Raw genomic sequence first — 25,719 nt, forward strand, 5'->3', positions numbered from 1 at the left:
TTTCACCAGTCCTCCCTGACTGCCCGAATCGGCCCGCCCGACAGGGCAAAGCGCCCCGACACCAGCGCCGTGACCACGGATGCGCCCAAGAGCACCGCGGCCACCGCGGCCACCAGCGGCCAGGGCACGTGCAGCTGCATCGACCAGTGGAACGACTGCGGGTTGACCACGTAAACCAGAATCGTGCTGATGATGAAGCCGAGGCCAAAGCCGCAGGCCACGCCCAGTGCGGTGAGGGCGCCGCCTTCCAGCGCGAGGATGCGCAGGATCTGCCCGCGCGTGACCCCGACGTGGCGCAGCATGCCGAATTCCTTGGCGCGCGCCAGGGTCTGGGCCGAAAACGTGGCGGCCACGCCGGCCAGGCCGATGGCAATCGCAATCGCTTCGAGTACGTAGGTAACCGCGAAGCTGCGGTCGAAAATGGTCATGCTGAGGGCGCGGATGTCGCCCGGCCTGGCGAAATCGAGCGCGCGGCCGAAGGGCAGGGCGCGTATCTGCTGCTCCAGCTGGTCGGCCGTGACGCCCTGCCTGACCCACATGGCGCTGTCGTTGACCTGGGCGTCGCCGGTGAGAAGCCGGTAGTCGGCCAGGCGCATCTGCACGGAGCCGGCCTGAGTTGCGTAGTCGCGCCACACGCCGGCCACGAAAAACTCGCGCAGGCGGCCACCGAGCGGCATGCGCAGCGTGCCGCCGGCTTTGAGTCCGTACAAGTCGACCATCGCTTCCGAGACCCAGACCGGCACCGCGCCGGCCGGCACGGGTGCGCTCTCGCCGCGCAGCAGGAGCATGCGGCCCGGATCGAGCACGTCGATGTGGCGCGCCATGAGCAGCACGTCGGGGCGCGCCGGGTCGAGCGAGATCTGGCGCGAACGCAAAAAGTCGACCCGCGCCGCGCCCGGCAAGGCGCTCAGCGCGGCCTGCTCCGGGGGGCCGAGGCCGCCGGCGCTGCCGCCGCTGGCGATGCGCACGTACAGGTCGGCCGGCAGCAGTTGCACCAGCCAGTCGTCGAGCGAGACGCGAAAGCTCGAGACCATGATCGCCATCGCCACCATCAGGCTGAAACTGGCCAGTACGCCGCCCAGCGCAATGGCGGCCTGGCCGGAGGCGTTGGCCAGGCGCGCCATGGTCAGCGCCAGCACCGGATGGCGCGTATTGCGGCGCATCGCCACGCGGTTGACCAGTCCGAACAGCGAGGCGGCCAGGCGCGGCATCAGGCCGATCCCGCCGATCAGCAGCAGGCCGATGGCGGCGTAGCCGAACAGCGGCAGCTCGAACACGGGCGGCGCGAACGCCAGCGCGGCAGCGAGAACGATGCACAGCGCCGAGGGCCAGACGCGCGCCAGGCGCGCCAGCGCGACTTCGTCGGTGCCCGACTTGAGCGCCACCGCCAGCACCGCGCGCGAGGCTTCGACGGCGGGCGCCAGGCAGCCGAGCAAGGCCACGCCCAGGCCCAGGGCGAAGAACACCACGGCCGCCACCGGCGTGAACTGGACCGACGGGCGCGCACCGGCAAAGTAGCCGGCCCCGAGGTCGCCGCCGAAAAAATGCAGCGCGGTGGCGGCCAGCGCGTAGCCGGCGCCGATGCCGAGCAAGGCACCGAGCACGCCCAGGCTGGCGCCTTCGAGCAGGACCTGGCGCAGCAACTGGCCGCGTTCCACGCCCAGCACGCGCAGCAGCGCGAACTGGCTGCGGCGCCGGATCACCGACAGCGCCTGGGTCGAAAACACCAGGAAGGCGCCGGTGAACAAGGCCACCAGCGCCAGCACCGTGAGGTTGACGCGGTAGGCCCGGCTCATGCCCTGGTTGCGGCTTTCGGCGTCGTCGTCATTCGGCTGGCCGACGTTGAAGCGCCCTGGAAAATCGCGTTCGAGTTCCCGCGCCAGATCGCGCTGGAACGACGGGCGGTCGACGCCGTCGCGCAGGCGCAGGTCGATGCGGGTGAGGGTGCCGATTTTGTTGAAGCGCCACTGGGCCGCGCCAATGTCCATCACGCCGATGCGCTGGCCGGGGCGCGCTTCCTGCAGGCCGCCGGCCACGCGCAGGGTGAAGTCGCGCGTGCCCGAGCGCAGCTGCACGGTGCCACCGCGCCTGATCTTGAGCCAGCTCATGGCGGCCGGCGACAGGAACACGGCGTCGTCGGCCATCATGTCGAGCATGTTCTCGCCGTCGGTGGCCGCCAGGAGGCCGGGCGAGACAAAACCGGCGCGAAAGGCGTCCAGGCCGATGATTGTCAAGCTGCCCCGGGCGCCGGGCACGCCGGCGTTGAGGCTTAGTACCGGCGAGGCCACCGCCACCGCGCGGTGCCGGGCCAGGCGCGGGTAAATCGCTTCGTCGAAGCCGGTGTCGCGCGCGGACACCTGGATATCGGCCTGGCCCGACAAGCTCTTGACCGCTGCTGAAAATTCGTTGAAGGCGGAGGCGTTGATCAGGTGGATGGCAAAGCCCATCGCCACGCCGACCGCAATGGCGGCCACCGCGAGCAGGGCCCGCACCGGGTGCGCGCGCCATTCGCCGAACAGGAGCCAGCGGGACAGTGTCTTCATCGTCGGGTCTTCATCAACTGCACGCGGCGTCGACCGCCCGGGCCATGGCCTCGGCGTCGAGGTCGCGCTCGATCTTGCCTTGTCCGCCGACCCTGGCGGCTTCGGCGGCCAGGCGTTTTTGCTCTTTTTTCTGCTGTTGCTGCACCTTGACGCAATTGGCCTGACGCGTGGCGGCGCTGCGGTTGATGCGGGCGGCGTTGTGCGCGGCCTGCGCCTGTTTGGCCTCGCTGCCGGCGCGCTCCTTCTGCAATGCCGCCAGCACGGCCTTCTGCCGCTTGAGGGTGGCGGCGGCGTCCGCATCGGCGCCCTGCGCTTGAGGCATGGATTCGAGCTCGGTGGCGCGGCCTGCGGTGCACGGCTCGCTGCTGTAGGTAATCTTGCCGCCGGCCGTGCATTTATAGATGCTGTCGGCGTGTGCGGCGACGCAGAAGACGCTCAGCGCGAGGATGGTCAGGTGTCGTAACATGATGGTCTCCGGTTAAAGGATTTTTCCAGGATTCATAATGCCGAGCGGGTCCAGCGCCGCTTTGATGGCACGCATCATGTTCAGTTCGACCTCCGGTTTATATCGCTTGAGCTCGTCTCGTTTGAGGGCGCCGATGCCGTGCTCGGCCGAAATCGAGCCGGCGTGCGCGGCCACGCTGTCGTGTACGATGCGGTTGATGGCGTCCTGGTTGGCCAGAAAATCCTCGTGCGCGGTGCCCGGCGGCGGCGCCACGTTGTAGTGCAAATTGCCGTCGCCCACATGGCCGAAGCAGACCAGCTGGCAGCCGGGGTAGGCCGCCAGCACCCTGGCGTCGGTGCTGTCGATAAACTCGGCGATGCGCGAGACCGGCAGGGAAATGTCGTGCTTGATGTTCTTGCCGGCCGCCGCCTGCGCCAGCGGAATGTGTTCGCGCAACTGCCACAGGGCCAGCGACTGGGCGACCGAGGTGGCCACCACGGCGTCGTCGGCAATATCTTGCGCAATAGCGTCGGCGATGGTCTGCTCCAGCAGGCCGACCGCGTGCTGTTCCGATTCGCTGCTCGACAGTTCCAGCAGCACGTACTGCGGATGGCGCGTGACGAACGGCTGCGCCAGGCTGGGAAAATGGGTGCCGACCAGGCGCAGGCAAAAGTCGGACATCAGCTCGAAGCCGGTCAGGCTGGCGCCGCAGCGGTCCTGGGCCAGGCTCAGGAGCTCGAGCGCCTGGCGCGGCGCGGCGATCGCCACCAGCGCCGTGATCGACGCCTTCGGCTGCGGGAACAGGCGCAGCACCGCGCCGGTGATCACGCCGAGCGTGCCTTCGGCGCCGATGAACAGGTCGCGCAGGTCGTAGCCGGTATTGTCCTTGCGCAAGCCGCGCAGGCCGTTCCAGATCTCGCCCTGGGCGGTTACCACTTCCAGTCCCAGGCACAGCTCGCGCGTGTTGCCGTAACGCAGCACTGCGGTGCCGCCGGCGTTGGTCGACAGGTTGCCGCCGATACTGCAACTGCCTTCGGCCGCCAGCGACAGGGGAAACAGGCAGTCTTCCAGCGCGGCCGCTTCCTGGATGGTTTGCAGGATGCAGCCGGCGTCGACCGTGATGGTGCGGTTGACCGCATCGAGCTCGCGCACCCGGTTCAGGCGCGCCAGCGACAGCACCACGGCGCTGCCGCTCGCGTCCGGCACGCTGCCCAGCACCAGGCCGGTCTTGCCGCCTTGCGGCACCAGCGGCACGCGGTGCGCGGCGCAGGCTTGCACCAGTTGCGCCACCTGTTCGGTGTCGGCCGGGCGCAGCACCGCCAGCGCGCGCCCGGTGAAGCGGCCGCGCCAGTCGGTGAGGAAGGGCGCCATGTCGGCCTCGCCGGTGAGCACGTGGGCCGCGCCGGCGATGGCGCGGCAGCGCTCGAGAAAGGCGGCGTTGGCCTGGGGTAATGCGTTCGAATTGCTCACTTGGTCGACTTGGTGGAGTTCACTTTCTCCAGCAATTCCTTGGCCATTTTCTTCGCGGCTTTTTTATACGGACGCAGGTACAGCAGCGCGCAGGCGAAATAGACCAGCACGAGCACGATTTCGCCCATCGCCATAAAGCGCGACACTTCCAGCTTGTCGCTCCAGGCGCGCACCACGCCTTCGGTGAAGTACAGCAAAATCACCATCGACGACCATTGCAGGGTATAAATATCGCGTTTGATCACCCCGCCCAGGGGAATGAGCAGGGGCAAGACCTTGAGCGCGAGGATCCAGCTGCCGGGGCGCAAGGGCGCGACCAGGGTTTCCCAGGCCAGCAGCCAGGCGATCAGGATCACCAGGCTGGCAATGGCGCCGATATGAAAATACTTGGGTGGCTGCATTTACATGGCTCCCTGCAGGCGCGCGGCGGTTTCGGCCAGGCGGCGGCCCATGGCGATGGCCAGGCGCTTTTCATCGTCGCTGACCGGCTTGTTGCCATCCACGCCAGCCCAGTGGGTCGGGCCATAAGGCGTGCCACCGCTGGTGGTGGTCATCAGTTCCGGATTGCTGTACGGCAGGCCCATGATCATCATGCCGTGGTGCAGCAGCGGGATCATCATCGACAGCAGGGTCGATTCCTGGCCGCCGTGCAGGCTGCCGGTGGAGGTGAAGACCACCGCCGGTTTGCCCGACAGGGTGCCGGCCAGCCATTCGGCCGCCGTGCCGTCCAGAAAATACTTGAGGGAAGACGCCATGTTGCCGAAGCGCGTGGGCGAGCCCAGCGCCAGGCCGGCGCACTCGGCCAGGTCCTGCGCTTCCACGTACGGCGCGCCGGCGGCGGGAATGGCCGGCTCGGTCGCTTCGGCCACGGTGGAGACGGCGGGCACGGTGCGCAGGCGCGCATCGACCCCGGGGACGCTCTCGATGCCCTGGGCGATGAGTTCAGCCAGCTTGCGCGTGGCGCCATGGCGCGAGTAGTACAAAACGAGAATAATCGGATTGGTTTGGTTCATCGTTGGTATTATAGGGTGCTTTACAAGCTTACATCGGCGACGCCGGCGCGTTTTTCACGCGTTTCTCAAGATACATGCTTTCAAAAACAGTCCATTCGATTTCCCGGTCCACCAGTGACATGATCAATACCAGCGTCGACATGGTGCGCGGCCTGACCTGGGGCGAAGCGCGCGACCTGCTGCGTTTTGCCCGGCGCCGCCTGAACGAAGAAAAATTGCCGCAGGTGGCAGGCAGCCTCACGTTCACCAGCACCCTGGCGCTGGTGCCGCTCTTGACCATCGTGCTGGCGATTTTCACGACCTTTCCCGTCTTTAGCAGTTTCAGGGTGGCGCTGGAAGCGTACTTCGTCCAGACCCTGATGCCCAAGGCCATCGCCAATACCATTACCGGCAACCTGACCCAGTTCGCCAGCAAGGCCAAGAGCCTGTCGGCGGTGGGCGCGGTGGCGCTGGTGATGACCTCGGCGGCCATGATGAACATGATCGAGCGCGCCTTCAACCAGATCTGGCGGGTGCGCGAAGTGCGCCCGATCGCCCAGCGCGTGACCATTTACTGGGCGCTGGTCACGCTCGGCCCGCTGCTGTTCGGCCTGTCGCTAACCGCCACCTCGCAACTGTTCATGGCCACCAGCGCGCTGACCAGCGCTTCGCCCTTCTTCAGCGCACTGTTCTACACGGCCGCCTCGGTCGGGCTGACCACCGGCGCTTATACGCTGTTATATATGACGGTGCCGAACCGCTTCGTCGACTGGCGCGACGCGGTCTGGGGCGGCCTGGTGGCGGCGGTCGCCTTCGAGGTCGCCAAGCGCTTGTTCGCCATGTTCGTCAGCCAGTTTCCGACCTACGCGATCATTTATGGCGCGCTGGCGGCGCTGCCGCTGTTTTTGCTGTGGATTTACCTGTCGTGGATGATCACCCTGGTCGGCGCGATCATCACCGCGGCGCTGCCGGTCGTCAAGTATGAGCGCTGGTGGTACGAGCCGGCGCCGGGCGGGGAGTTCGTGGACGCCATGGCGATCCTCAAAGTCTTGTATGGACGCGCCCGGACGAGCGACACGGCGCTGGTGTCGAGCGCGGCGATCCGCGCCCACACCCGCATCGGCTACGATGAAATGACCACCTTGCTCGAGCAGATGCTGGCCGTGGGCTGGGTCGGCCGGGTGCAGGCGAATGTGACCACGCGTTCGCGCTGGGGCAAGCGCGCCATCGAAAGCGCCGAAAACTGGGTATTGCTGGTCAATGTGGACAAGCTCAAGCTGGCCGACGTGTACCGCCTGTTCGTGTTCGGACGCACCGCGATCGACGCGGCGGTGGCCATCGACCTCGATAAAGAATCTGAGCTCGACAAGAACTCGCCGCTGACGCTCGACGGCAGCGCGCTGGCGCGCCAGGTCGAGGTGGCGGTCGAGGAAGGCCTGGGGCAGAGCCTGGCGCAGCATTTTGCCGCGCCGCGTTTGCCTGCGGCGCGGGCGTGAGCAGGCCCGGGCTTGGTTTGTGCCGAGAGCGAATGGAGCTGGCTATGTGATGAGAGGGGGCGTAGGCAAGCAGCCAAAATTCGCGCCGTTCAGGGAACTTGTTGAGTAGCTGGGGCTCTAAATGGTTAGCTTTTGCTGACCATGCACGCCGGATCTAATGGAGACGTCGTGAGATAATTGATCCCATACTGAAACACTTTATTTCTGGAGTTCGCCATGTCCGACCTCACTTCGCTGGCGCTTGAACTTGATCGGGAAACACAGCGTCGGCTCAATCGCCTGGCTGAAGCGCGCCAACTATCGCCGCATTTGATGATGAATGAGGCGATTGCGCAGTATCTTGAACGCGAGGAAAAGACCGAAGTATTTCGGCAAGAAACGCTTGACTCATGGAATGAGTATCAGGCAACCGGGTTACACGTTACTGGTGAGGAAGTCATAGCATGGCTTGAGACGTGGGGCGATGAGAACGAGCTACCCGCACCCGAGTGCCACAAGTGACGACGATTGCTGATGTCCTCGGGCACACAAAACGGGTTTGCGCGCTCCTGTGCCGCAATTGCGCTTTTCCACGCGGGCACTTCTCGACCTGAAAAGGTTGCGGGAGTTTTTGCAGCCGAAAAGTCCTGCGGCAGCCAAGCGCGCTACGCAGGCGATCGTGAAGTCGTTGCGCGTCTTGAGCCAGCGTCCACGACTTGGGCGTCCAATACCTAATTTGCCTTTTGGCAACTACGAGTTCGTGATTTCTTATGGAAATGCAGGCTACATCGCCCGTTACCGTTTCACTGACGGCGTGGTCACAATTTTGTCGGTGAGGCATCAAAAAGAAGCGTCGCCGTAGAGGTGAGAAAGGTGAAGGCCTACCAGCTCAGCTTCCCCGTCAGCATCTGCCAGTACATCACCCAATCGCCCATGAACGAATGCAGCGGCCGCGCAAACGACGCGGGCCGGTTCTTTTCATAGAAAAAATGCCCGATCCAGGCGCCGCCGTAGCCGGACACCAGCGCCGCCAGGATCCACCAGCCATTTATGCTCACCACATACTGCGCGAGCGCCCCAAGCGCCGATGAGCTGCCGATGAAATGCGCGCGCCGGCACAGCAGGTTCGCATGCTGGCTCAGGTAGTAAGGATAAAACTCGGCAAAGCTGGCGTGACGGGGCGGCATGCGGCTCTCCTGGCGTACTCTACACGGGTGCGGGCGCGGTGGCGAAGCCGAACAGCGCATCGAGCACGGCGTCCGGCTGCTCGGCCATCAGCTGGTGGCCGGCATCGACCTGCACGATCTTGCCGTGCTTGATTGCGGACGTCAGTACTTTGGTCGAGCGCGGCGGCGTCATCATGTCCTTGCCGCCGAAAATGAACAGGGTCGGGCAGCTTACCGCTTCGGCCGCGACCTGGCCGTTGGCGTAGGCATTGCAAGCGTAAAAATCGGTGTAGAACAGCTGCTCCGGATTGATGGCCGACATGCGCTGCATCAGGCGCCGCGCGCCGCCCATCGTATAAAACCCCGGCCCGGGGCACGATGGTTTTTGCGCCATCGACGAATGCGAGAAGATGTTGACCATGTCGATCGCGGCCTGCTCGTTGTTTTTGGCCGTGTCGAGCAGCGCGTCGGACACCTTCATCGGATACGTGGTGCCCAGCAGCGCCAGGTGCGTGACCCGGCGCGGCGCCTGGAACGCCGCTTCGAGCGCGACCAGGGAGCCCATGCTGTGGCCCGCCAGGATGGCGCGTTCGACGCCGGCGGCGCCGATCAGCGCCAGCAGCCAGGCAGCCATCTCTTCGACGCTGTGCAGCGCCGCGCCCTTGCTGCGGCCGTGGCCGGGCAGGTCGACCGCCAGCACGTTGAAACCGTGGTGCGCAAAATAGCGCGACTGCAAAGCCCACACCGAATGGTCGTTCTGGGCGCCGTGGATGAAGACGATGGTCGGCAGGTCCCCGTTAAAGGCTTTGCCGCCGGTGTAGCAGTAGGCGTCGAAGCCGGGCAGGTGGTACATCATGTCAGGCTCCCTTCTGCGACAATTTGAGGCCGCGCGCCAGATCCTCGATCAGGTCGTCCACGTCTTCCAGGCCGATCGACAGGCGCATCGTGCCTTCCTTGATGCCGGATGCCGCCAGTTGTGCGGTCGGCACGCGGAAGTGGGTGGTCGACGCCGGATGGATTACCAGCGACTTGGCGTCGCCCACGTTGGCCAGGTGCGAGAAGATCTTGAGCGCATCGACAAAACGGCGTCCGGCGGCGCGGTCGCCTTTGAGGCTGAACGAGAACACCGCGCCGCAGCCCTTCGGCAGCAGGCGCTTGGCCAGCGCATAGTCGGGATGCGATGCGAGTTCCGGATACGACACCGACTCCACCGCGGGATTGGCCAGCAGGAACTCGACCACCTTGCGCGTGTTGGCCACGTGGCGGTCCATGCGCAGGCTGAGCGTTTCGATCCCCTGCAGGATCGCGAACGCATTGTGAGGGCTCATCACCGCGCCGAAATCGCGCAGGCCTTCGCGCCGTGCGCGCAGCGAAAACGGCGCCACGGTCGATTCCTCGGCGAACACCATGCCGTGGAAGCCTTCGTACGGCTCGCATAATTCGGCAAAGCGCCCGGTCTTGTCGTAGGCGGCTTGCCAGTCGAAGGTGCCGCCGTCGACCAGCAGGCCGCCGATGGCGGTGCCGTGCCCGCACAGGAACTTGGTGGCCGAGTGGAATACCAGGTCGGCGCCATGGTCGAACGGGCGCAGCAAATATGGCGTGGTGAAGGTCGAATCCATCATCAGCGGCAGATGGTGGTCGTGGGCGATGGCCGAGACGGTGGCGATATCGAGCACGTCGAGCCCCGGATTGCCCAGCGTTTCGGCGAACAGCACCTTGGTGTTGGGGCGGATCGCGGCGCGCCAGGCGTCGGGGTCGCGCGGATCGACAAAGGTGGTCTCGATGCCGAAGCGCTTGAGCGTGTAAGCGAGCAGGTTTTGCGAGCCGCCGTACAGCGCGCGCGAGGCGACGATGTGCGACCCGGCGCCGGCGATCGTCACCAGGCCGAGGTGCATCGCGGCCTGGCCGCTGGCGGTGGCAATGCCGGCCACGCCGCCTTCGAGGGCGGCGATGCGTTCTTCCAGCACCGCGTTGGTCGGGTTGGAGATGCGCGAGTACACATGGCCGGCGCGCTCCATGTTGAACAGCGAGGCCGCATGGTCCGAGTCCTTGAACGCGAACGAGGAAGTGAAATAGACGGGCGTGGCGCGCGCGCCGGTGGCCGGGTCGGGGGCAGCGCCGGCGTGCAGCGACAGGGTGTCGAAGCCGGGATATCGAGGTCCGCTCATGGTGGGCTCATCTCATGGAAAAAGGATGGGCCGAATCGTAGCACGCAAGCGTTGCACAAAAGCGTGGTTTGCTCGTTAAAATGGTGCAAATGCCAATCGGGCGCTGTCACCAGTGTCATGATCGATCGCAATGCTGGATTTTTTGCCAAGCTTACGCTACAGTCGGAGCTAGGGTTTATAGAAAACATCCACTTATAACCTCACCACAGAAGGCGGCCACCATGAAAGTCTCAGAAATCCTTCAAGTGAAGGGCAACATCCTCTATACCGCAACGCCCGAGATGCTGCTCGTCGATGCCGTCAACACCATGGCCGAAAAGGACATCGGTTCGCTGGTGGTCATGGAATTCGGCGACCTGGTCGGCATGCTGACGTTCCGCGAAGTGATCAAGGTGCTGCACAAAAATAACGGCGCGGTCGGCGCGGGCACGGTGCGCAAGCACATGGACGACCATCCGATCACCGTCACGCCGGACACCGAAGTGAACGAGGTGCGCCGCATGATGCTCGAAAAGCACGCGCGCTACCTGCCGGTGATGAACGCCAAGACCCTGCTCGGCGTCATTTCGTTCTACGACGTCGCGCGCGCGGTGCTGGAAGCGCAAAGCTTCGAAAACCGCATGCTCAAGGCCTACATCCGCGACTGGCCGGCCGAAACCGCGCAGGAAGACTGATGTGACCCTCGCTCCGGGCGCGGCGCGCCGCTTCAGGCAGGTGGATGTATTCACCAGCGTCGCCTTCAAGGGCAATCCGCTGGCCGTGGTGTTAGACGCCGACGGCCTGTCCGACGCGCAGATGCAATCGATGGCGCGCTGGACCAACCTGTCCGAAACCACCTTTGTGCTCACGCCGCACGATGCGCAGGCCGATTACCGGGTTCGCATTTTCTCGCCCGATACCGAGTTTCCCTTCGCCGGACATCCCACCCTGGGCACGGCGCATGCCTTGCTGGAGGCGGGCCTGGTGCCGCGCCGCCCCGGCGCGCTGGTGCAGGAGTGCGGCGTGGGGCTGGTGCCGATCGAGCTTGGCAGCGATGGCATGCTGGCCTTTCGCGCACCGCCGGCCAGCCTGGCGCCGCTCGCGCACCAGCACCAGCGCTTGCTGGCGCGGGTGTTGCCAGGCACCGTGCTTGATGCGCACTGCACGCCGCTGATCGCCAACATGGGCATCGCCTGGCTGGTGGTGCGGCTCCAGACTGCGCAAGCCTGCGTCGATGCGCGCGTCGACGGCGCCGCGCTGCGGGAACTGACCCGCCTCGGCGTGACCGGCGTGGCGCTCTACGGCCCGCATGACGCCGACGGGCCGGCCGATTACGAGGTCAGGGCGCTGTTTACCAAACACGGTTCGCTGGTCGAAGATCCGGTCACCGGCAGCGCCAATGCCTGCATCGCCCGCGTGCTGCAGGCGCAGGGCTTTCCCGATGGCGGCGAGAGTAGCCGCGGCTACAGCGCGCGCCAGGGCACCTGCCTGGACTGCGACGGCCGCATCGCGGTCAGCTGGGTCGATGGCGAGCCGTGGATCGGCGGCCACTCGGTCACGGTGATCGATGGCGTAGTGCGGGTTTAAGCGATGGGGTATCGCCACGCCATCGTGATTGTGGCGGCAAGCCTGGCCGGCCACGCGCTGGCATCAGCCAGCAGCGCCGATGCCGCTTGTGGCCAGCATGCATCGGGTGTCGTTCGCAAGGTGGCACTGGCGTCGATGCGCAGCAAAACGCCGCTGTACGTGATCGACCATGCCGGCCGACTGGTCAAGCTCGACCTCGCTTCCGGCAAGACCACGACCCTGTCCGACCACCGCTTTGACTCCATGCCAACCCTGCGCGCCTCGGCCGACGGCCGATGGCTCAGTTACAGCGGCGTGCTCGAAAGCGGCGGCAAAACCCAGTATTGGCTATACGACCGCCGCAGCGGTTCGGAACGACTGGTCTATGAGCATCCCGCATGGGGAGGGGATACTCCCGGATTTTCGCCGGACAGCCGTTATCTTGCCATCAGTGCCAACTACGACAGGCGCTGGGAAAGTACCAGCGGTGCTGGCCTGTTCCTGTTTGATACCGCAACGGCCCGCTTGCTAACCGTGACATTGCCCGCAAAAATTCCCGTGCGCGATGCATGGACAGCGACCGAGTGGTCGCAAGATGGCAAGCTGCTGTTAATCCTCGTGCGCGGGAAGTTGCCTGAAAGTCAATTCAGCTATGTTGGTTATGCTCCCGCGAGCGGGAGAGTCGAAACACTGTCGGGTCATTACGATTCGCAGACGCATCGCCACCACTTCAAGCGCGGCGCGCAGCGCATTCCCGCAGCCGAAGAACGCCGGCCGAAATCGGACGAGGCGCCGTCATCGGCCCGCTCCCCGGGCGGGACGTGGCGCGCCTATTTCGAGCGGCGGCAGGACAGCCGGCCTTATCAACTGATCGTCGCAAACAAGGCAGGCGTGAGCAAGCCCGTCGCGGTCGGGTCCTATCATCAGTGCGAAGGGTACACGCTCCACATCAGCGGCTGGCTTGACGAGCGCCACCTCGTGTACCGCAATGGCATGATGAAGTTCCTGATCTTCGATGCGGAAACGGGGAACACGGCCGACCTGTCAGGCGACGATAACGGGCCGTTGTCGTTCACATGGTAAATCAAGGTCAGCCTGCTCCGGCGCAGGAGCGGCAGGGATGAACGCATACGCCCGCGTCTACGAACTGCTCGCCTTGCCCAGCGCACTGCGCGCCTGCGCCCTTGGTGCGATCGCACTGCCTGTCGTTGGCGCGGAGGCGCCGGCTTACTGGTATGGCTTCCCGCCCGCGCTCGTCCCGCTCTGGAGCGAGCCGTCGGGCCCGCTCTATTACGGCTGCTGGAAGCACTGGTTTATCGAGCGCGAAGCGACGTTTGTGAAGGCGTACGTGGAGTGCCCCTGGACCATGCTGGAGGTGGCCCGCACGCCCGCCCAGCTGTTTGCGCTCGCGGCAATCAGCAGCATCGTCGATGGCGACGCGGTCACGCCGCAGGTCGAGGCATTCGCAAGAAAGGTCGGCATCGACAACCTCGCCCAGATCGACAGTGTGTCGCTCGACACGGGTGACGACGCGGCAGGCCTGGTCCGGCTCGACCAGTTCGCGGCCGCTGTGCCGCTGGCGTGCTGTCCCGACCCGTCCGCGTATGGCGGCAGCTTTCCGCTGTCCACACAGCCGCCGCCTGCGCACGCGCTTGCGCGCACCTGCCAGTTCGAACTCGATATCGATGCGCTGACAGGATGGCTTGCGGACCCGGCCTGTCCGCCCTGGCTGGCCACGCGGGTGCAGTCGAAGCTGGCGCTGTGCCGCGGCTACATCGCGCAGGGCGCATTCGGACTGGCCTGGCTGACCATCAACGCGCGCGGCTGGACCATTGGCGATGCGCGTACCGCCGTCGCCGAACTGGCGGCGGCGGCGGCCGATCCGCAGTTCGACCTGCTCGCCTCGGCGTGGCTGGCGGTTGCCAGCGACAGCGCCGGCGGCTACTGATCGTTTGACCGCGTTCGCTCCAGCGCCGTGGCCGTGTTCTCGCCAGAGTGAACTGCGCCTGCCGACGTGATCCGTTTATCCTGCTCGACGTCCAGGGCATTCATATCGCGATTCACGCGCGGAAAACGTGCGCTGAAATCGCTATCGGCCGTCCAGTGCGGCGAGGCGCTTTTGCCGTCGAGCAGGCCGGCATCGGCGAGGGCGTACGCGCCATAGCACAGTCCGACTAAGCAGCACGGCATCGGCGAGCGCGTGCGCATTCCCGCCGATGGCGAGATCCTCAAGTTCTGATCGCTGGCCGCAGGCGCCAGCGAGGCTCACGCGGGGTCGTTCGACTCCGCCAGCGCCGCGTGCGCGGCCGTGAGCTGGTCGCCTGAACTGATCAGGGTAGCGCGCCCGGTATCGATCATCGCCTGCGCGCCCAGATGCAGCTTTTCAATCAGCTCGGCGTTGTCCGCCCCCGGCTTGGGCCGCAGCGCGCTCCAGCCGTTGCGGCCATTCGCCTTGATCCAGTACAGGGCGGCGTCGGCCAGTTCGACCAGGTGTTCCCAGCCCACGCGCTTGCTGTCGTCGAGGTACAAGCCGCTTTCGGCCAGCCCCACCGAGCAGGTCAGCGCAACCGTGATGCCGTCGCCCAGGTCGAACACATGGTTGGCCACCGCGCGCCGGATGCGCTCTCCCAGCACCGGCACGAACTGGCGCGTGCTGGGCCGGCACACCAGCAGGAATTCTTCGCCGCCCCAGCGCACGATGTAGTCGCCCACCCGCACCTGTGCGCGCAACACGTCGGAGACCTGTTGCAGCACCCGGTCGCCGGCGCGGTGGCCATAGGTGTCGTTGATGCGCTTGAAGTGGTCGATGTCGACCAGCGCGAACAGCAGCGTATTCTCGCCCGAGCCGGTGCGCTTGTTCTCGCGCTCGTAAAACGCCAGGTCGGCCGGAATCTGGTTGCTCAGGTAGCGCCGGTTGTGCAGCCCGGTCAAGGGGTCGGTCTGGCTGGCCAGTTCCAGCGCGCGGTTGGCCACGTGCAGCTGTTCGGTGCGCTCGGCCACCTGCAGTTCCAGCGCGGCGCGCTGCTTTTCGTGCGCGCGCCGCTGCAGCCGGTAGCCGCCATACACGGTGCCGCCCAGGAGCGCCAGCAGCAGGCCGTAAAACCAGCTGGTTTCATAAAAATGCGGGGCGATCGTGAAGTCGAGGCGCGCCGGCAGTCTGTTCCACACGTCGGCATTGTTGCTGGCCTTGACCTCGAAAGTGTAGGCGCCGGCCGGCAGGTTGGTGTAGTTGACCGAGCGCGGCGCGCCGGCGGCCAGTTCGCGCCAGTCCTTGTCGTAGCCGTGCAGGCGGTAGCGCAGCACCACGCTGGCCGGGTCCTGGAAGGAGAGGGCGGTAAATTCGAAGGCCATGTCGCGCGCATCCTCGCGCACGCGCAGGCTGCCGGCCTGGCCCTGGCGGATGTCTTGCCAGGTGTCGAGCACGCGCACCCGCTCGATCACGGCCGTCGGCGCCGTCATGTTCTTGGCCAGGCCCATGGTGTCGAGCGTGACCACGCCGTCGCGGCTGGGCAGCCACAGGGTGCCGGCCGGGTCCATGAAGCCCTTGGCGGTGCCGGCGCCGTTGCAGCAGTAACCCTGCTCGCCGCTGCGCCGGTCGCCGCGTTCGTTGAGGATCATCTCGGCGTTGACGCTGCGCGACTGGCCGTTCTGCACCTGGCGCATGTCGGCCACCGGCACGCGCAGGATGCCGCGCAGCCCGGCCGACCACAGGTAGCCGGCCGCGTCTTCGGTCAGGAAGAAGGGCGCGTTCGGCGGCAAGCCTTCGGCGGCGGCGAACTTGTGCCAGCGCCGTCCGTTGAACAGGTACAGCTCCTCGGTCAGCGAGCCAAGCACCAGCGAGCCGTCGCGCAGCTCGGTGATGGCGGTGATGTCCATGCCCGGCTGCAGGCCGCTGTCGAGCCCGATCTGCTCCAGGCGCTCGCCGCGCAGTTCGTACAGCCCGTCCTGGGTGGTCACCAGGAGGCGGCCGTCTTTCAGTTCGCGCACCTGGCGCGCGCGCACGTCGTGCAGCCCCTCGTTCTTGCCGAATTTGGTGAGCGTGCCGGCGGCCAGGCGGAATACGCCTTCGCTGGTCGGGAACCAGATCACGCCGTTGCGGTCGCGCACTACGCCGTTGATCTGCGCCGAGGCCATTGGCGCGAACAGGGCCGGTGCTTCGAGTTTGCCATCGCGCCAGATCACCAGCCCGCGCCGGGTGCCGATCCAGATGCGGTCGGCGTCGGCCAGCAGGTTGTAGGCGTGCGGATGGGGCAACTGGCTGCCGCCCAGGACCTGGCGAAAGCGCCCGTCGCTGTACACGCTCAGGCCATCGCTGGTGCCGACCCAGGTGCGGCCGTCCGGCGCGCGCGCCACCGACCAGACGATCGGTTCGGTCAAGCCTTCGGCTGCGGCCAGGCGCCGGGTCGAGCCGTTCCACAGGCGCACCAGGCCTTGCCACTGGCTGCCCAGCCACAGGTTGCGCTCGCGGTCTTCGAAGGCCGCCAGCACGCCCTTGAACGCGGCCGGGTTCTTTTCGGAGATGACCTCGGTCGCCTTGCCGTCGCGGATGCGCGCCATGCCGGCGTTGCTGGCCACCCACAGGTTGCGGTCGCTGTCCTGGTAAAGCATGGTTGTGGGCGAACTTTGCAGCACCGGTTCGGCGGTGGCGGCGATCAGCTGCGCGCCGTCGCGTACATACAGGCCGACGCTGGTGCCGACCCAGATTTTTCCTTGCGCTTCGGCCAGCCGGCTGACCACGCTGCGGCGCAGGCCGGCCGGCAGGGCGATCAGTTCGGTGTCCTTGCCGCGGCTGTGGAAAATGCCGCCGGCGCCGCCGATATACACGCCGTCGGCGCTTTTCAGCAGGGCGGTGGCGGGGGCCGGGCTGCCGGGACGGTGCACCAGTTGACTGCCGTCGTAGTCGAATACGCCGCTGCTGGTGGCCACCACCAGCCGGCCCTGGTCCTCGACCATGGCGTGGATGTCGAGCACGGGAAACTGCAGCTGATCAGCCGGCGCAATGGCGCGGAACACGCCGTTCTCGACCACCGTCAAGCCCTTGTAGGTGCCGACCCAGACGCGCCCGGCGCTGTCGGCCAGCAGGCTGCGGATCCACACACCGGCCAAGGCCGGCTGGTTTTCAGGCGAATAATTGGTGAAGCGCACGCCGTCGAAGCGCGCCAGCCCGGCCTGGGTGGCGATCCACAGGTAGCCTTGCTGGTCCTGGGTGATCGCCTGCACGCTGATCTGCGGCAGGCCGCTCTGGATCGACCAGCTGGTGCGCACGAAATGATGGAAGGCCTTGTCGGGGTCGAGCGCGGCCGCAGGCTGGCACACTGCCAGGCCCGCCAGCAGCAACGCGCACAGCCGCGAAATAATGGTACTCATGCATTCATTCAAGTTGGCGCCCGTCCATTGCAAAGCATGAAGACGATAGTACGTGAAGGCGGGCGCGCACGGTGCGAATACAGCGGCGGGATGGACTGCTGTTGCCGATGTGCAACGATTGCTTGCTGATAGGATATTTTAGCGGGGACCGTCGCGCAGGCCGGCCATGGGAATCAGATCGCGCCGGTCCCGCTTTCGTCGTTGAGCCATTCGTACAGCGCCGCCGTGGCCATGGGGCGCGCGAACAGGAAGCCTTGCGCCAGCGGGCAGCCGAGCGACTGCAGGATGGCGGCCTGGCGTTCGTCTTCGACCCCTTCGGCGATCACCGACAGGCCCAGGTTGCGCCCGAGCTGGATGACCATTTCGGCAATGCTGCTGCCGCGCGCCGAATGCGTGATTTCGGTCACGAACGCGCGGTCGATCTTGAGCCGGTCGACCTGCAGCCGCTGCAAATACGATAGCGACGAGAAACCGGTCCCGAAATCGTCGATCGCGATCGACACCCCGGTGTGCTTGACCTGGGCCAGCATCTTGATCAGCAAATCGGGTTCTTCCATCGCCATCGATTCGGTGATTTCGAGTTCGATGAATTCGGGCGGGGCGCCGGTTTCTTCAAGCGCCGAGCGCAGCATGTCAAGAAAATAGGGGTGGCGGAACTGCACCTGCGAGACGTTGACCGACATGGTGAACTGGCGGTGCCCGGCGTCGCGCAGGCGCACCAGTTCGTGGCAGGCGCTGCGCAGCACCCATTCGCCGATGTCGATGATCAGGCCCGAATATTCGGCGATCGGGATGAAGCGGTCCGGCGAAATGTAGGTGCCGTCGGGCGTCTGCCAGCGCAGCAGCGCTTCGGCGCCGACCGGGCAGCGCGCCGTCAGGTCCATCTGCGGCTGGTACACCACGAACAGCTCGCCCTTGGCAAAACCGGTGCGCAGCGCATGCATCATGCGCACCCGCTCGCGGATTTCCACGCCCATGCTGCGCGAAAAATAGAAGTGGCCGGCGCGCTGCTGGGTCTTGGCGCGCTTGAGCGCGATGTCGGCGTCCTTGAGCGCGTCGGCGCCGCTGCCGTCGTGTTCCGACAGGCGCACCAGGCCCAGGGTGGCCGACAGCTGCACATCCTGGCCGTCGATCGAGAACGGGGTTTCGAACAGCGCCAGGATGCGCACCGGGTTGACCGCGGCGGCGTCGCCCAGCACGCAGAAAATATCGCCGCCGATGCGCGCTACCGTCAGTTGCTGGCCGAGGCGCTGCTGCAGGCGGCTGGCCACGGCCACCAGCAGCTGGTCGCCGAACTGGTGGCCGAGGGCGTCGTTGGTCTCGGCGAAGTGGTCGAGGTCGACCAGCGACAGGGTGGCGTCGTCGCGCGCGGGACCGGCCAGGGCGGCGTCGAGGATTTCGACCAGGCGCGTGCGGTTGGGCAGCTTGGAGAGCTGGTCGTAGAAGGCGGCGTTGTGCAGGTGGCTGACCAGCTCCACGTTGTCCAGCCCTACCGCCACGTTGCTGCAAAATACTTCCAGCAGGCGCTGGTCGATCTCGCCCAGCATGCGCCCAGGCGCCAGGAAGGCGACGAAATCGCGGCTCGATTTGCCGGCGAAGAACAGGGTCACGGCGCCCGCTTCATAGATGTTGCGGCGCTGGGCCAGGGTGCGCTCCATGGCCGCGGCGACGGCGCTGTCTTCGCTCGTGGTCAGCTTGCCGCTGCCGAGGCGGCGGTAGACGCCGGCCGTGGCCATGATGAGCAGCTCGCGGCAGCGAGCGTCCGGACACTCCTGCACGCACAGCACCCCGTTCGGTGGGACCCCGAGGATGTCGGCGACCTGCGCCAGCACGCCGGCGGCGAAATTCTGCACGCCGTGCAGCGCCATCAGCTCGGTGCTGGCGCGCACCACCCGGTCGAGCCCGCGCCGGTTGGCGCTGATCGCGCAGATTTGCTCGTACGAGCGGATCGCCGCCGTCACCGTGGTAAACAGCTTGATGCGGGTCAGTTCGGACTTGGTCTTGTAGTCGTTGATGTCGAAATCGCGGATGGCGTCGATTTCGGGCGCGTAGCCGGGCTGCCCGGTGCGCAGGATGATGCGCACATCGGCCAGCTTGAGCGTTTCGCGGATGTAGCGCACCAGGTGCAGGCCGGCGTCGTCCTGTTCCATCACCACGTCGAGCAGGATGACGGCGATGTCGTGTTCGTGCTTGAGCATCTCGCGCGCCTGGCCGGCCGAGTAGGCGTGCACGAATTCGAGCGGGCGCTGTTGCATGTCCAGGTTGCCGAGCGCGAAGGTGGTGGTCGAGTGCACGTCTTCGTCGTCGTCGATGATCATCACGCGCCATACACCGCCCGCCACCGCACTGACGGGCGCACCGGGGTGTTCCTCCAAAAATACCAGGTCGTCGTGGTCGTCCTCAAGGTCGTCCAAGGGCGTGCTCGATGGGGGCATGTGTCGCTTCTCCAGGCGTTTCTCGGTAATGGCGCTGCGTCCGATGGTGGCATTGAACGCACAACCGTGCAGGCGCGCCGGCACAGCTTGCAGCGAACCGCCACTGCTTTTCCATAGCATGCCACGAATTCGGTTCACTGTATCTATTGACAGTAAGAAAAAGAAATTGCACAACAAGTCAAGGGAGTTGACAAAATAATCAGTGGCGCGCGGGCGCCGCCGCGGCCGGTCCGGGCCGCCGCCGCCAGCAAATGCGCGCGGGCTGGTAGAATTGGCTTTTCCGCCACTCACTTTCCTATCATGTCCGGCAATTCTTTTGGCAAGCTGTTTACCGTTACAACGTTTGGCGAGTCGCACGGCCCGGCCATCGGCTGCGTGATCGATGGCTGCCCGCCGGGCCTGGTGTTGTCCGAAGCCGACATCCAGCCCGACCTCGACCGCCGCAAACCGGGCACCTCGCGCCACGTCACCCAGCGCCAGGAAGCCGACACGGTCGAGATCCTGTCGGGCGTGTACGAAGGCAAGACCACCGGCACACCGATCATGCTGATCATCCGCAACCAGGACCAGCGCAGCAAGGATTACGGCAACATTGTCGAGAGCTTCCGTCCCGGCCACGCCGACTACACCTACTGGCACAAGTATGGCGTGCGCGATCCGCGCGGCGGCGGGCGCTCCTCGGCGCGCCTGACCGCCCCGGTGGTGGGCGCGGCGGCGGTGGCCAAGAAATGGCTGCACCAGCAGTACGGCACCGTGTTCATGGGCTGCATGAGCCAGCTGGGCGACATTGCGGTGCCGTTCGAGGCCTGGGAGCACGTGCCGAACAACCCGTTTTTTGCCGCCAGCGGCGACGCGGATTTGATCGCGCGCATGGAAGCGGCCATGGACCAACTGCGGCGCGACGGCGACTCGATCGGCGCGCGCATCGATGTGGTGGCCAAAAATATCCCGGTGGGCCTGGGCCAGCCGATCTACGACAAGCTCGATGCCGATATCGCCTACGCCATGATGGGCATTAACGCCGTCAAGGGCGTGGAAATCGGCGCCGGTTTCCGTTCGGTGGCGCAGCGCGGCTCCGAGCATGGCGACGAACTGACGCTCGATGGCTTTGTCGGCAACAACGCCGGCGGGGTGCTGGGCGGGATTTCGACCGGCCAGGACATCACGGTGTCGATCGCGATCAAGCCGACCTCCTCGATCCGCACGCCGCGCCGCTCGATCGACAAGGCGGGAGCGCCGGTGATGGTTGAAACCTTCGGGCGCCACGATCCGTGCGTGGGCATCCGCGCCACCCCGATCGCCGAAGCCATGCTGGCGCTGGTGCTGATCGACCACGCCCTGATGCACCGCGCCCAGTGCGGCGATGTGCGGGTCGACACGCCCAAGATTGCCTGACACCGGTGCCCGACGCCGTTGCGGCACCCGCGCCTGAAGGCGTGGCCGCACTGAGGCCGTTCGCGCTGTTCCTGTTCGCGTACTACGCGCAGGTCGGCGCGTTTGCCATTTACGCCACCCTGTTCTTCGCCGCGCGCGGCATGAGCGCGCCCCAGATCGGCGTGCTGATGTCGCTGATCCAGGTCATGCGCATCATCGGGCCCAACCTGTGGGGGGCGCTGGCCGACCATAGCGGCCGGCGCGTGGCTGTGCTGCGCCTGACCAACGCCTGCGCGCTGCTCGCCTTTGGCGGCATCTTCTTCGCCGACACCTACTTCCAGTTCATCGCCGTGATGGTCGCCTTCAACCTGTTTTCGAGCGCGCAGGCGCCCCTGGCCGAAGCGCTGCTGCTGGCCGCCCTGCGCGGCGACGCCACCAACTACGGGCGGGTGCGCATGTGGGGCTCGGTCGGCTTCATCGTGGCGGTGCTGGCGGCTGGCTGGCTGCTCGAGGCGCTCGGCGTGCAGGCCTTGCCGTCGATCGCGCTGTTCCTGCTGGTGTGCGTGGGCGCATCGGGTCTTCTGATCCGCCAGGCGCCGCTGGTGGCGCACGCCGCGGGCGCGCCGGGCTTGTGGAGCGTGCTGCGGCGGCGCGAGGTGATCGCGTTTTTCGTCTCCGCCGCGCTGATGGCGGGCGTACACATGTCGCTCAATGCCTTCTATTCGCTGTACCTGGAGCGGGCCGGCTACAGTAAACCCGTGATCGGCATGATGTGGGCGCTCGGCGTGCTGGCCGAGGTGGCGTTCTTCTATTTCCAGGCGCCGCTGCTGCGCCGCTTCGGTGCGCGCAAGGTGATGATGTGCGCCTTCGCGGCGGCCGCCGTGCGCTTTCCGGTCATCGGCGCCGCCGGCCAGCTGCTGGCGCTGCTGGCGCTGGCCCAGCTGCTGCACGCGGCCACGTTTGCGGCGCATCTGTCAAGTTCGGTGATGGTCATGCAGCGCTGGTTCGCCGGTCCCCTGCAGGCGCGCGGGCAGGCGCTGTACATGAGCCTTGCCTACGGCATCGGCGGCACCGGCGGCGCTCTGGCAATGTCGCTGTGCTGGGACAAGATCGGCCCGCAGGCGGTGTTTTACCTGGCCGGCGCGCTGGCGCTGGCGGCGGCGGGCAGCGCGGCGCTGTCGTTCCGCTGGCAGCGCCAGGGGTGATCAGCGCCAGGGTTGATCAACGCGGCTTGGCGGCGGCCAGCTCGACCTGCTGGCGTCGCACCACGGTCTTGACGATCAGCGAGCGCAGGTCGTTGAGCAGCGCGAATTCGGTCTGGCTCAGGTGAATCGCCGGGAAGCTGTCGTCCCAGTCGCCATAGATGAAGCCGACCGGCTGGCCGTTCGACGACAGCGGCAGGATCACGAAACTGCGCGCGTCCGACAGGCAGTCCTTCCACCACTGCGGCAGCTTGGCCGCGAACTTGGCGTCCTGCGCGTTTTCAACGAAAATCACGCGGTCGCTCCCGAGCGAGGCGTGGAACACGTTGGCGCTGTAGGCGTCGTCGAAGCTGAGCGCGCCGATCAGTTCCCTGGTGCCGTCGCCCAGGCCGATCTTGGCGATGTATTTGTTTTCGCGCCGGTTGCGCAAGAAGGCCACCGCGCGCGAGAAGGTCAATCCCTGGAACACGGTTTCCAGCGCCATCGACATCATCTGGCCCGGGTTGGCCGTGGCGACGACGTCGCGCATGTCCGAAACGCCCGAGAGCAGCACCTTGTTGCCTTCGGCGCGCATGCGGCGCGTGGCCATGTCGGCGGCGCGTTTTTCGGCCGGCTTGGCCAGCGGCGCGATCGTCAGGTCGGTCGCCGCGGTCTCCTTGGCCTTGTCGATCGCGCTCAGGATATGATCCGGCGCGACCCCGAGCATCGACGAAAAACTGCTGGCCAGCTCGCGCACCTGGGCGGCGCCGGCTTCGTCGTCGTTCCACAGCGAGCTGGCGCATTGGGACGACATGGTCGATACCGCCGCCAGCCAGTCTTCGTGGGTGAATATCTCGCCGCGCGGGGCCGGTTCGACCCGGCGCATGCCGACGATCAGGTTCTTCGGCAAGCCCCAGTGCTCGGCGGCGGCGCGTCCGATCGCTTCCATCGACAGGCCGAGCAGCGGCGGCGCGGCGGCGTCTTCGCCACCGGCGCCCCCAAGCGCCTGCAGCGCGCTCCAGCGCTCGGGCATGTAGAAGGTGATCATCATGCGCCCCAGCGTGTGCAGCATCGAGCACACCACGGCTTCCTCGGCGTCGCGCGGGCTGGCGCTGGCGCTTGAGGTGACCTGCTGCGCCACCATCCCGGCCAGCACCGCTTTTTCCATCTCCACGTGGGCCACGGCCGAATCGGCCGAGGCGCGCGTGAGTTCCTCGATCAGCTTCAGGCCCAGCGCCAGGTGGCCGATGGCTTCCGTGCCGAGCACCAGTACCGCCTTGGTGACGGTGTTGATGCGCTGGCCGAACGCCGAGTACATGCCGCTGTTGGCCAGGCGCAGTACCTTTTGCGTCAGGACCGGGTCCGACAGCACCGTTTGCGTCATGCTGAACTGGTGCTCGTCCTCGCCGCGCATGGCGCCGAGGATGGCGCTGATGGCCTTGGCGAAGCCGGGCATGTCGCCGCGCCGGCGCACCCGTTCCCACAACTGGTTCAGGGTGGCGTCGGCGCTGGCCGGGCCGGGCGGCGCCGGCTGCAGCAGGGTGCCCGTGATCATCGCGGCCCCGCTTGCGGTTCGATCGGCATCAGCGACGCGTACAGGTCTTCTTTCAGGGCCGCCATGGCGGCGTGGGCCGGCATGGGTTTGCCGGTCAGGTAGCCCTGGATGTACTGGCAGCCGCGCTGGTCGAGGTAATCGAGCTGCGCCTCGGTTTCGACGCCTTCGGCCACCACCGACAGGCCGAGGTGCTTGGCCAGGTCCAGCACCGCGTTGCAGATCGCGCCATCCTTGGGCGCGTCGGGCAGGTCCTTGATGAAGGCGCGGTCGATTTTCAGCACCGAGATCGGGAAGCGCTTGAGGTAGGCCAGCGAGGAGTAGCCGGTGCCGAAATCGTCGATGGCGATGCGCGCCTGCCGCTCGGCCATCTTGACGAGGATGGATTCCGCGTGCACGGGGTCGATCATCAGGGTTCCTTCGGTGATTTCGAGTACCAGCTGGCTGCCGCTCATGCCGGAAAAGGCGAGCGCGTGGTCCAGCACCTCGAGGAATTTATCGTTGCGGAACTGGCGCGGGCTGATATTGACCGAAATGTACAGCGATCGCTTGGCCGCTTCCTCGAAGTGCTTGAGCTGGACGCAGGCCGCTTTCAGGGCCCAGGCGCCCAGCAAATTGATCAGGCCATTGGTTTCGGCGATGGGAATGAAGCGCACCGGCGGCACCATGCCGAGGGTCGGATGCTTCCAGCGCATCAGGGTCTCGAAGCCCTGGATGCGGCGCGTGGCGGCGTCCACGATCGGCTGGTAGTAAAGTAAAAATTCGCCTTCGCGCACGGCCTGGAACATGGCCGCTTCGAGCGAGATATCGTGTTCCGGCGGGCCGCTGGTGCGCGGGCTGTAGACCAGGCAGCGCGCCTTGCCGGTTTCCTTGGCGCGCGACATGGCGGCATCGGCCAGCGCGACCAGCTGGACTTCATCCTCGGCGTGCTCGGGAAACAGCGCCAGGCCGATCGAGGCGCCGATGTAGATGGTGTGCTTGTCGACTTCGAACGGGGCCTGCAGGGCCGCCAGCAGGCGCCCGGTGACCAGCTTGATCTGGGCCTCGGTGCAGGTGCCCGGCAGGACCGCGACGAATTCGTCGCCGCCGATGCGCGCCAGGGTGTCGCTGTCGCGCAGGGTGGTGCGCAGGCGCGCCGCGGCGATGCGCAGCACGGCGTCGCCGACCGGGTGGCCCAAGCCGTCGTTGACCTTTTTAAAGCCATCGAGGCCGATGGTGGCGACCGAAAAGTTCTGGCCCGAGCGGCGCGCGTGGGCGATCACCATGCGGATCCGGTCCGACAGCAGCAGGCGGTTGGGCAGTTCGGTCAGGCTGTCGTGGGTGGCCAGGTGGCGCAGCCGGTCTTCGGTCTCGCGCTGGGCCGAGATGTCGCGCCCGACCGCCAGCAGGACCGTGTCGCCGCTTTGCTGGACGCGGCACAGGCGCAGTTCGAACCAGAGTTCCTTGTGCGGGGCCTTCATGCGCAGTTCGATGCGCGCCGGGGCGCCGGCGGCGTCCTGCAGCGCCGCGCCCAGGCCGGCCTGGTCGGGGTCGGCCACCAGGGTGGCCAGAAAGGTCCCGGCCTCGAAGGAAAACAGGGCGCCGGTGCGCTTGCTGGCGGCCTTGATGCGGCCGCCCGCATCGAGGCGGAGCACGATATCGCCGGCCGCTTCCATGAACTGGTCGAGCTCGGTGAGGGTGTCGCCGTCGGGCACGGATGGGGCACTGGTGCGCATTGTAAAAATTATTACCTTCGTAGTGTGGCTGGCTGCTGGCCGCTGGTGCCCTAGTTTAGCAAATCGGCATCCACCGTGGCACGGAAAGATTCCAGAATGCATCAAAATCAGCCGGTGCGGTGCGTCATTCGATGTTGCTTGACCGAACGCAAAAAACGGCAGCCCGGACGGGCGGGAAAGCAACTCTTGCCCTGTTTTCGTCTTTCGGCTAGGCTGTAGCGCGGCACGCCGCAACGCCACCGGATGGTTTGCTATTGTCGCTTACCGGCGCTGTTCAGGGGCGCACGCGAC

General features: G+C 66.2%; 22 protein-coding genes. 9 read left to right on the plus strand and 13 right to left on the minus strand.

Features of this window, described 5'->3' with window-relative positions:
• Positions 1-2: 2 nt before the first annotated feature.
• Genes F1609_RS28360 through wrbA form a run of 5 tightly spaced genes read right to left on the minus strand, consistent with a single transcriptional unit; the run spans position 3 to position 5,471 of the window.
• Positions 3-2,543, minus strand: a complete 2,541-nt coding sequence (locus F1609_RS28360; RefSeq protein WP_167080355.1) for an FtsX-like permease family protein — start codon at positions 2,541-2,543, stop codon at positions 3-5.
• 13 nt (positions 2,544-2,556) lie between these two features.
• Positions 2,557-3,009, minus strand: coding sequence for a DUF4124 domain-containing protein (locus F1609_RS28365; RefSeq protein WP_167080357.1), 453 nt, complete (start codon positions 3,007-3,009; stop codon positions 2,557-2,559).
• Positions 3,010-3,021: 12 nt separating this feature from the next.
• Positions 3,022-4,458 carry an FAD-binding oxidoreductase gene (locus F1609_RS28370; protein ID WP_370661683.1) on the minus strand — a complete coding sequence of 479 codons (1,437 nt, stop codon included), beginning with the start codon at positions 4,456-4,458 and terminating at the stop codon, positions 3,022-3,024.
• On the minus strand, positions 4,455-4,859 hold the full coding sequence (locus F1609_RS28375) for a DUF2069 domain-containing protein (RefSeq protein WP_167080358.1): 405 nt from the start codon (positions 4,857-4,859) through the stop codon (positions 4,455-4,457). Before F1609_RS28375 ends, F1609_RS28370 begins: the two co-directional genes overlap by 4 nt.
• Positions 4,860-5,471, minus strand: coding sequence for an NAD(P)H:quinone oxidoreductase (wrbA, locus tag F1609_RS28380; RefSeq protein ID WP_167080360.1), 612 nt, complete (start codon positions 5,469-5,471; stop codon positions 4,860-4,862). It lies immediately after the preceding gene.
• A gap of 119 nt (positions 5,472-5,590) precedes the next feature.
• Between wrbA and F1609_RS28385 the strand changes: the two genes are divergently transcribed.
• From F1609_RS28385 to F1609_RS28395, 3 genes are all read left to right on the plus strand, one after another.
• Positions 5,591-6,946, plus strand: a complete 1,356-nt coding sequence (locus F1609_RS28385; RefSeq protein WP_167080361.1) for a YihY family inner membrane protein — start codon at positions 5,591-5,593, stop codon at positions 6,944-6,946.
• 216 nt (positions 6,947-7,162) lie between these two features.
• Entirely contained in the window at positions 7,163-7,447 is a 285-nt protein-coding gene (locus tag F1609_RS28390; RefSeq protein ID WP_167080363.1) for a CopG family ribbon-helix-helix protein, read from the plus strand.
• Between the two features lie 37 nt (positions 7,448-7,484).
• Positions 7,485-7,787, plus strand: coding sequence for a type II toxin-antitoxin system RelE/ParE family toxin (locus F1609_RS28395; RefSeq protein ID WP_229422114.1), 303 nt, complete (start codon positions 7,485-7,487; stop codon positions 7,785-7,787).
• Positions 7,788-7,806: 19 nt separating this feature from the next.
• Here F1609_RS28395 and F1609_RS28400 read toward each other — a convergent pair whose 3' ends face one another.
• From F1609_RS28400 to F1609_RS28410, 3 genes are read right to left on the minus strand one after another with little or no spacing between them, the layout of a single operon-like run.
• Positions 7,807-8,112 carry an Mpo1-like protein gene (locus F1609_RS28400; RefSeq protein ID WP_167080365.1) on the minus strand — a complete coding sequence of 102 codons (306 nt, stop codon included), beginning with the start codon at positions 8,110-8,112 and terminating at the stop codon, positions 7,807-7,809.
• Between the two features lie 19 nt (positions 8,113-8,131).
• Entirely contained in the window at positions 8,132-8,947 is an 816-nt protein-coding gene (locus F1609_RS28405) for an alpha/beta fold hydrolase (RefSeq protein WP_167080366.1), read from the minus strand.
• A gap of 1 nt (position 8,948) precedes the next feature.
• On the minus strand, positions 8,949-10,259 hold the full coding sequence (locus F1609_RS28410) for an O-acetylhomoserine aminocarboxypropyltransferase (protein ID WP_167080367.1): 1,311 nt from the start codon (positions 10,257-10,259) through the stop codon (positions 8,949-8,951).
• 221 nt (positions 10,260-10,480) lie between these two features.
• On the opposite strand from F1609_RS28410, the gene F1609_RS28415 reads away from it, so the two are divergent.
• Genes F1609_RS28415 through F1609_RS28430 form a run of 4 tightly spaced genes read left to right on the plus strand, consistent with a single transcriptional unit; the run spans position 10,481 to position 13,752 of the window.
• Entirely contained in the window at positions 10,481-10,933 is a 453-nt protein-coding gene (locus tag F1609_RS28415) for a CBS domain-containing protein (protein WP_166874557.1), read from the plus strand.
• Between the two features lies 1 nt (position 10,934).
• A complete protein-coding gene (locus F1609_RS28420; protein ID WP_167080369.1) occupies positions 10,935-11,825 on the plus strand; it encodes a PhzF family phenazine biosynthesis protein in 891 nt (296 codons plus the stop codon).
• Between the two features lie 3 nt (positions 11,826-11,828).
• The gene (locus F1609_RS28425) at positions 11,829-12,887 is read left to right on the plus strand and encodes a TolB family protein (RefSeq protein WP_167080370.1); all 1,059 of its coding nucleotides are present in this window, start codon (positions 11,829-11,831) and stop codon (positions 12,885-12,887) included.
• A gap of 37 nt (positions 12,888-12,924) precedes the next feature.
• Positions 12,925-13,752, plus strand: a complete 828-nt coding sequence (locus F1609_RS28430; protein ID WP_167080372.1) for a hypothetical protein — start codon at positions 12,925-12,927, stop codon at positions 13,750-13,752.
• Here the strand turns inward: F1609_RS28430 and F1609_RS28435 are convergent.
• The 3 genes from F1609_RS28435 to F1609_RS28445 all read right to left on the minus strand — a co-directional run bounded on the left by F1609_RS28435 (position 13,746) and on the right by F1609_RS28445 (position 19,606).
• Positions 13,746-14,012, minus strand: coding sequence for a type 1 glutamine amidotransferase family protein (locus F1609_RS28435; RefSeq protein WP_167080373.1), 267 nt, complete (start codon positions 14,010-14,012; stop codon positions 13,746-13,748). The two genes, F1609_RS28430 and F1609_RS28435, sit on opposite strands and share 7 nt — an antisense overlap.
• Positions 14,013-14,069: 57 nt before the next feature.
• Positions 14,070-17,171 (minus strand): ligand-binding sensor domain-containing diguanylate cyclase, encoded by a 3,102-nt coding sequence (locus F1609_RS28440; protein WP_167080375.1) that lies wholly within the window; start codon positions 17,169-17,171, stop codon positions 14,070-14,072.
• 173 nt (positions 17,172-17,344) lie between these two features.
• Complete coding sequence (locus F1609_RS28445) at positions 17,345-19,606, minus strand: EAL domain-containing response regulator (protein ID WP_167080413.1); 2,262 nt, start codon at positions 19,604-19,606, stop codon at positions 17,345-17,347.
• A 300-nt stretch (positions 19,607-19,906) separates the two neighbouring features.
• On the opposite strand from F1609_RS28445, the gene aroC reads away from it, so the two are divergent.
• Both aroC and F1609_RS28455 read left to right on the plus strand, forming a co-directional pair.
• Positions 19,907-21,001 (plus strand): chorismate synthase, encoded by a 1,095-nt coding sequence (gene aroC / locus F1609_RS28450; protein WP_167080377.1) that lies wholly within the window; start codon positions 19,907-19,909, stop codon positions 20,999-21,001.
• A gap of 5 nt (positions 21,002-21,006) precedes the next feature.
• Positions 21,007-22,185 carry an MFS transporter gene (locus F1609_RS28455; RefSeq protein WP_370661684.1) on the plus strand — a complete coding sequence of 393 codons (1,179 nt, stop codon included), beginning with the start codon at positions 21,007-21,009 and terminating at the stop codon, positions 22,183-22,185.
• Positions 22,186-22,201: 16 nt separating this feature from the next.
• Here the strand turns inward: F1609_RS28455 and F1609_RS28460 are convergent, their stop codons facing one another.
• Positions 22,202-23,716, minus strand: coding sequence for an HDOD domain-containing protein (locus F1609_RS28460; RefSeq protein ID WP_229422115.1), 1,515 nt, complete (start codon positions 23,714-23,716; stop codon positions 22,202-22,204).
• Positions 23,713-25,428 (minus strand): putative bifunctional diguanylate cyclase/phosphodiesterase, encoded by a 1,716-nt coding sequence (locus tag F1609_RS28465; protein WP_229422116.1) that lies wholly within the window; start codon positions 25,426-25,428, stop codon positions 23,713-23,715. Before F1609_RS28465 ends, F1609_RS28460 begins: the two co-directional genes overlap by 4 nt.
• Positions 25,429-25,719 lie beyond the last annotated feature (291 nt).

Source organism: Massilia aquatica (genome assembly GCF_011682045.1).
Classification (GTDB): Bacteria; Pseudomonadota; Gammaproteobacteria; order Burkholderiales; family Burkholderiaceae_D; genus Telluria_A; species Telluria_A aquatica.

Coding starts and splice junctions, on each gene's coding strand:
- F1609_RS28365 (WP_167080357.1), bottom strand. CDS start 3,009: ATGTTACGACACCTGACCATCCTCGCGCTGAGCGTCTTCTGCGTCGCC.
- F1609_RS28425 (WP_167080370.1), top strand. CDS start 11,829: ATGGGGTATCGCCACGCCATCGTGATTGTGGCGGCAAGCCTGGCCGGC.
- F1609_RS28375 (WP_167080358.1), bottom strand. CDS start 4,859: ATGCAGCCACCCAAGTATTTTCATATCGGCGCCATTGCCAGCCTGGTG.
- wrbA (WP_167080360.1), bottom strand. CDS start 5,471: ATGAACCAAACCAATCCGATTATTCTCGTTTTGTACTACTCGCGCCAT.
- F1609_RS28435 (WP_167080373.1), bottom strand. CDS start 14,012: ATGCGCACGCGCTCGCCGATGCCGTGCTGCTTAGTCGGACTGTGCTAT.
- F1609_RS28445 (WP_167080413.1), bottom strand. CDS start 19,606: ATGCCCCCATCGAGCACGCCCTTGGACGACCTTGAGGACGACCACGAC.
- F1609_RS28385 (WP_167080361.1), top strand. CDS start 5,591: ATGATCAATACCAGCGTCGACATGGTGCGCGGCCTGACCTGGGGCGAA.
- F1609_RS28460 (WP_229422115.1), bottom strand. CDS start 23,716: ATGATCACGGGCACCCTGCTGCAGCCGGCGCCGCCCGGCCCGGCCAGC.
- F1609_RS28440 (WP_167080375.1), bottom strand. CDS start 17,171: ATGAGTACCATTATTTCGCGGCTGTGCGCGTTGCTGCTGGCGGGCCTG.
- F1609_RS28360 (WP_167080355.1), bottom strand. CDS start 2,543: ATGAAGACACTGTCCCGCTGGCTCCTGTTCGGCGAATGGCGCGCGCAC.
- aroC (WP_167080377.1), top strand. CDS start 19,907: ATGTCCGGCAATTCTTTTGGCAAGCTGTTTACCGTTACAACGTTTGGC.
- F1609_RS28430 (WP_167080372.1), top strand. CDS start 12,925: ATGAACGCATACGCCCGCGTCTACGAACTGCTCGCCTTGCCCAGCGCA.
- F1609_RS28410 (WP_167080367.1), bottom strand. CDS start 10,259: ATGAGCGGACCTCGATATCCCGGCTTCGACACCCTGTCGCTGCACGCC.
- F1609_RS28465 (WP_229422116.1), bottom strand. CDS start 25,428: ATGCGCACCAGTGCCCCATCCGTGCCCGACGGCGACACCCTCACCGAG.
- F1609_RS28400 (WP_167080365.1), bottom strand. CDS start 8,112: ATGCCGCCCCGTCACGCCAGCTTTGCCGAGTTTTATCCTTACTACCTG.
- F1609_RS28415 (WP_166874557.1), top strand. CDS start 10,481: ATGAAAGTCTCAGAAATCCTTCAAGTGAAGGGCAACATCCTCTATACC.
- F1609_RS28390 (WP_167080363.1), top strand. CDS start 7,163: ATGTCCGACCTCACTTCGCTGGCGCTTGAACTTGATCGGGAAACACAG.
- F1609_RS28405 (WP_167080366.1), bottom strand. CDS start 8,947: ATGATGTACCACCTGCCCGGCTTCGACGCCTACTGCTACACCGGCGGC.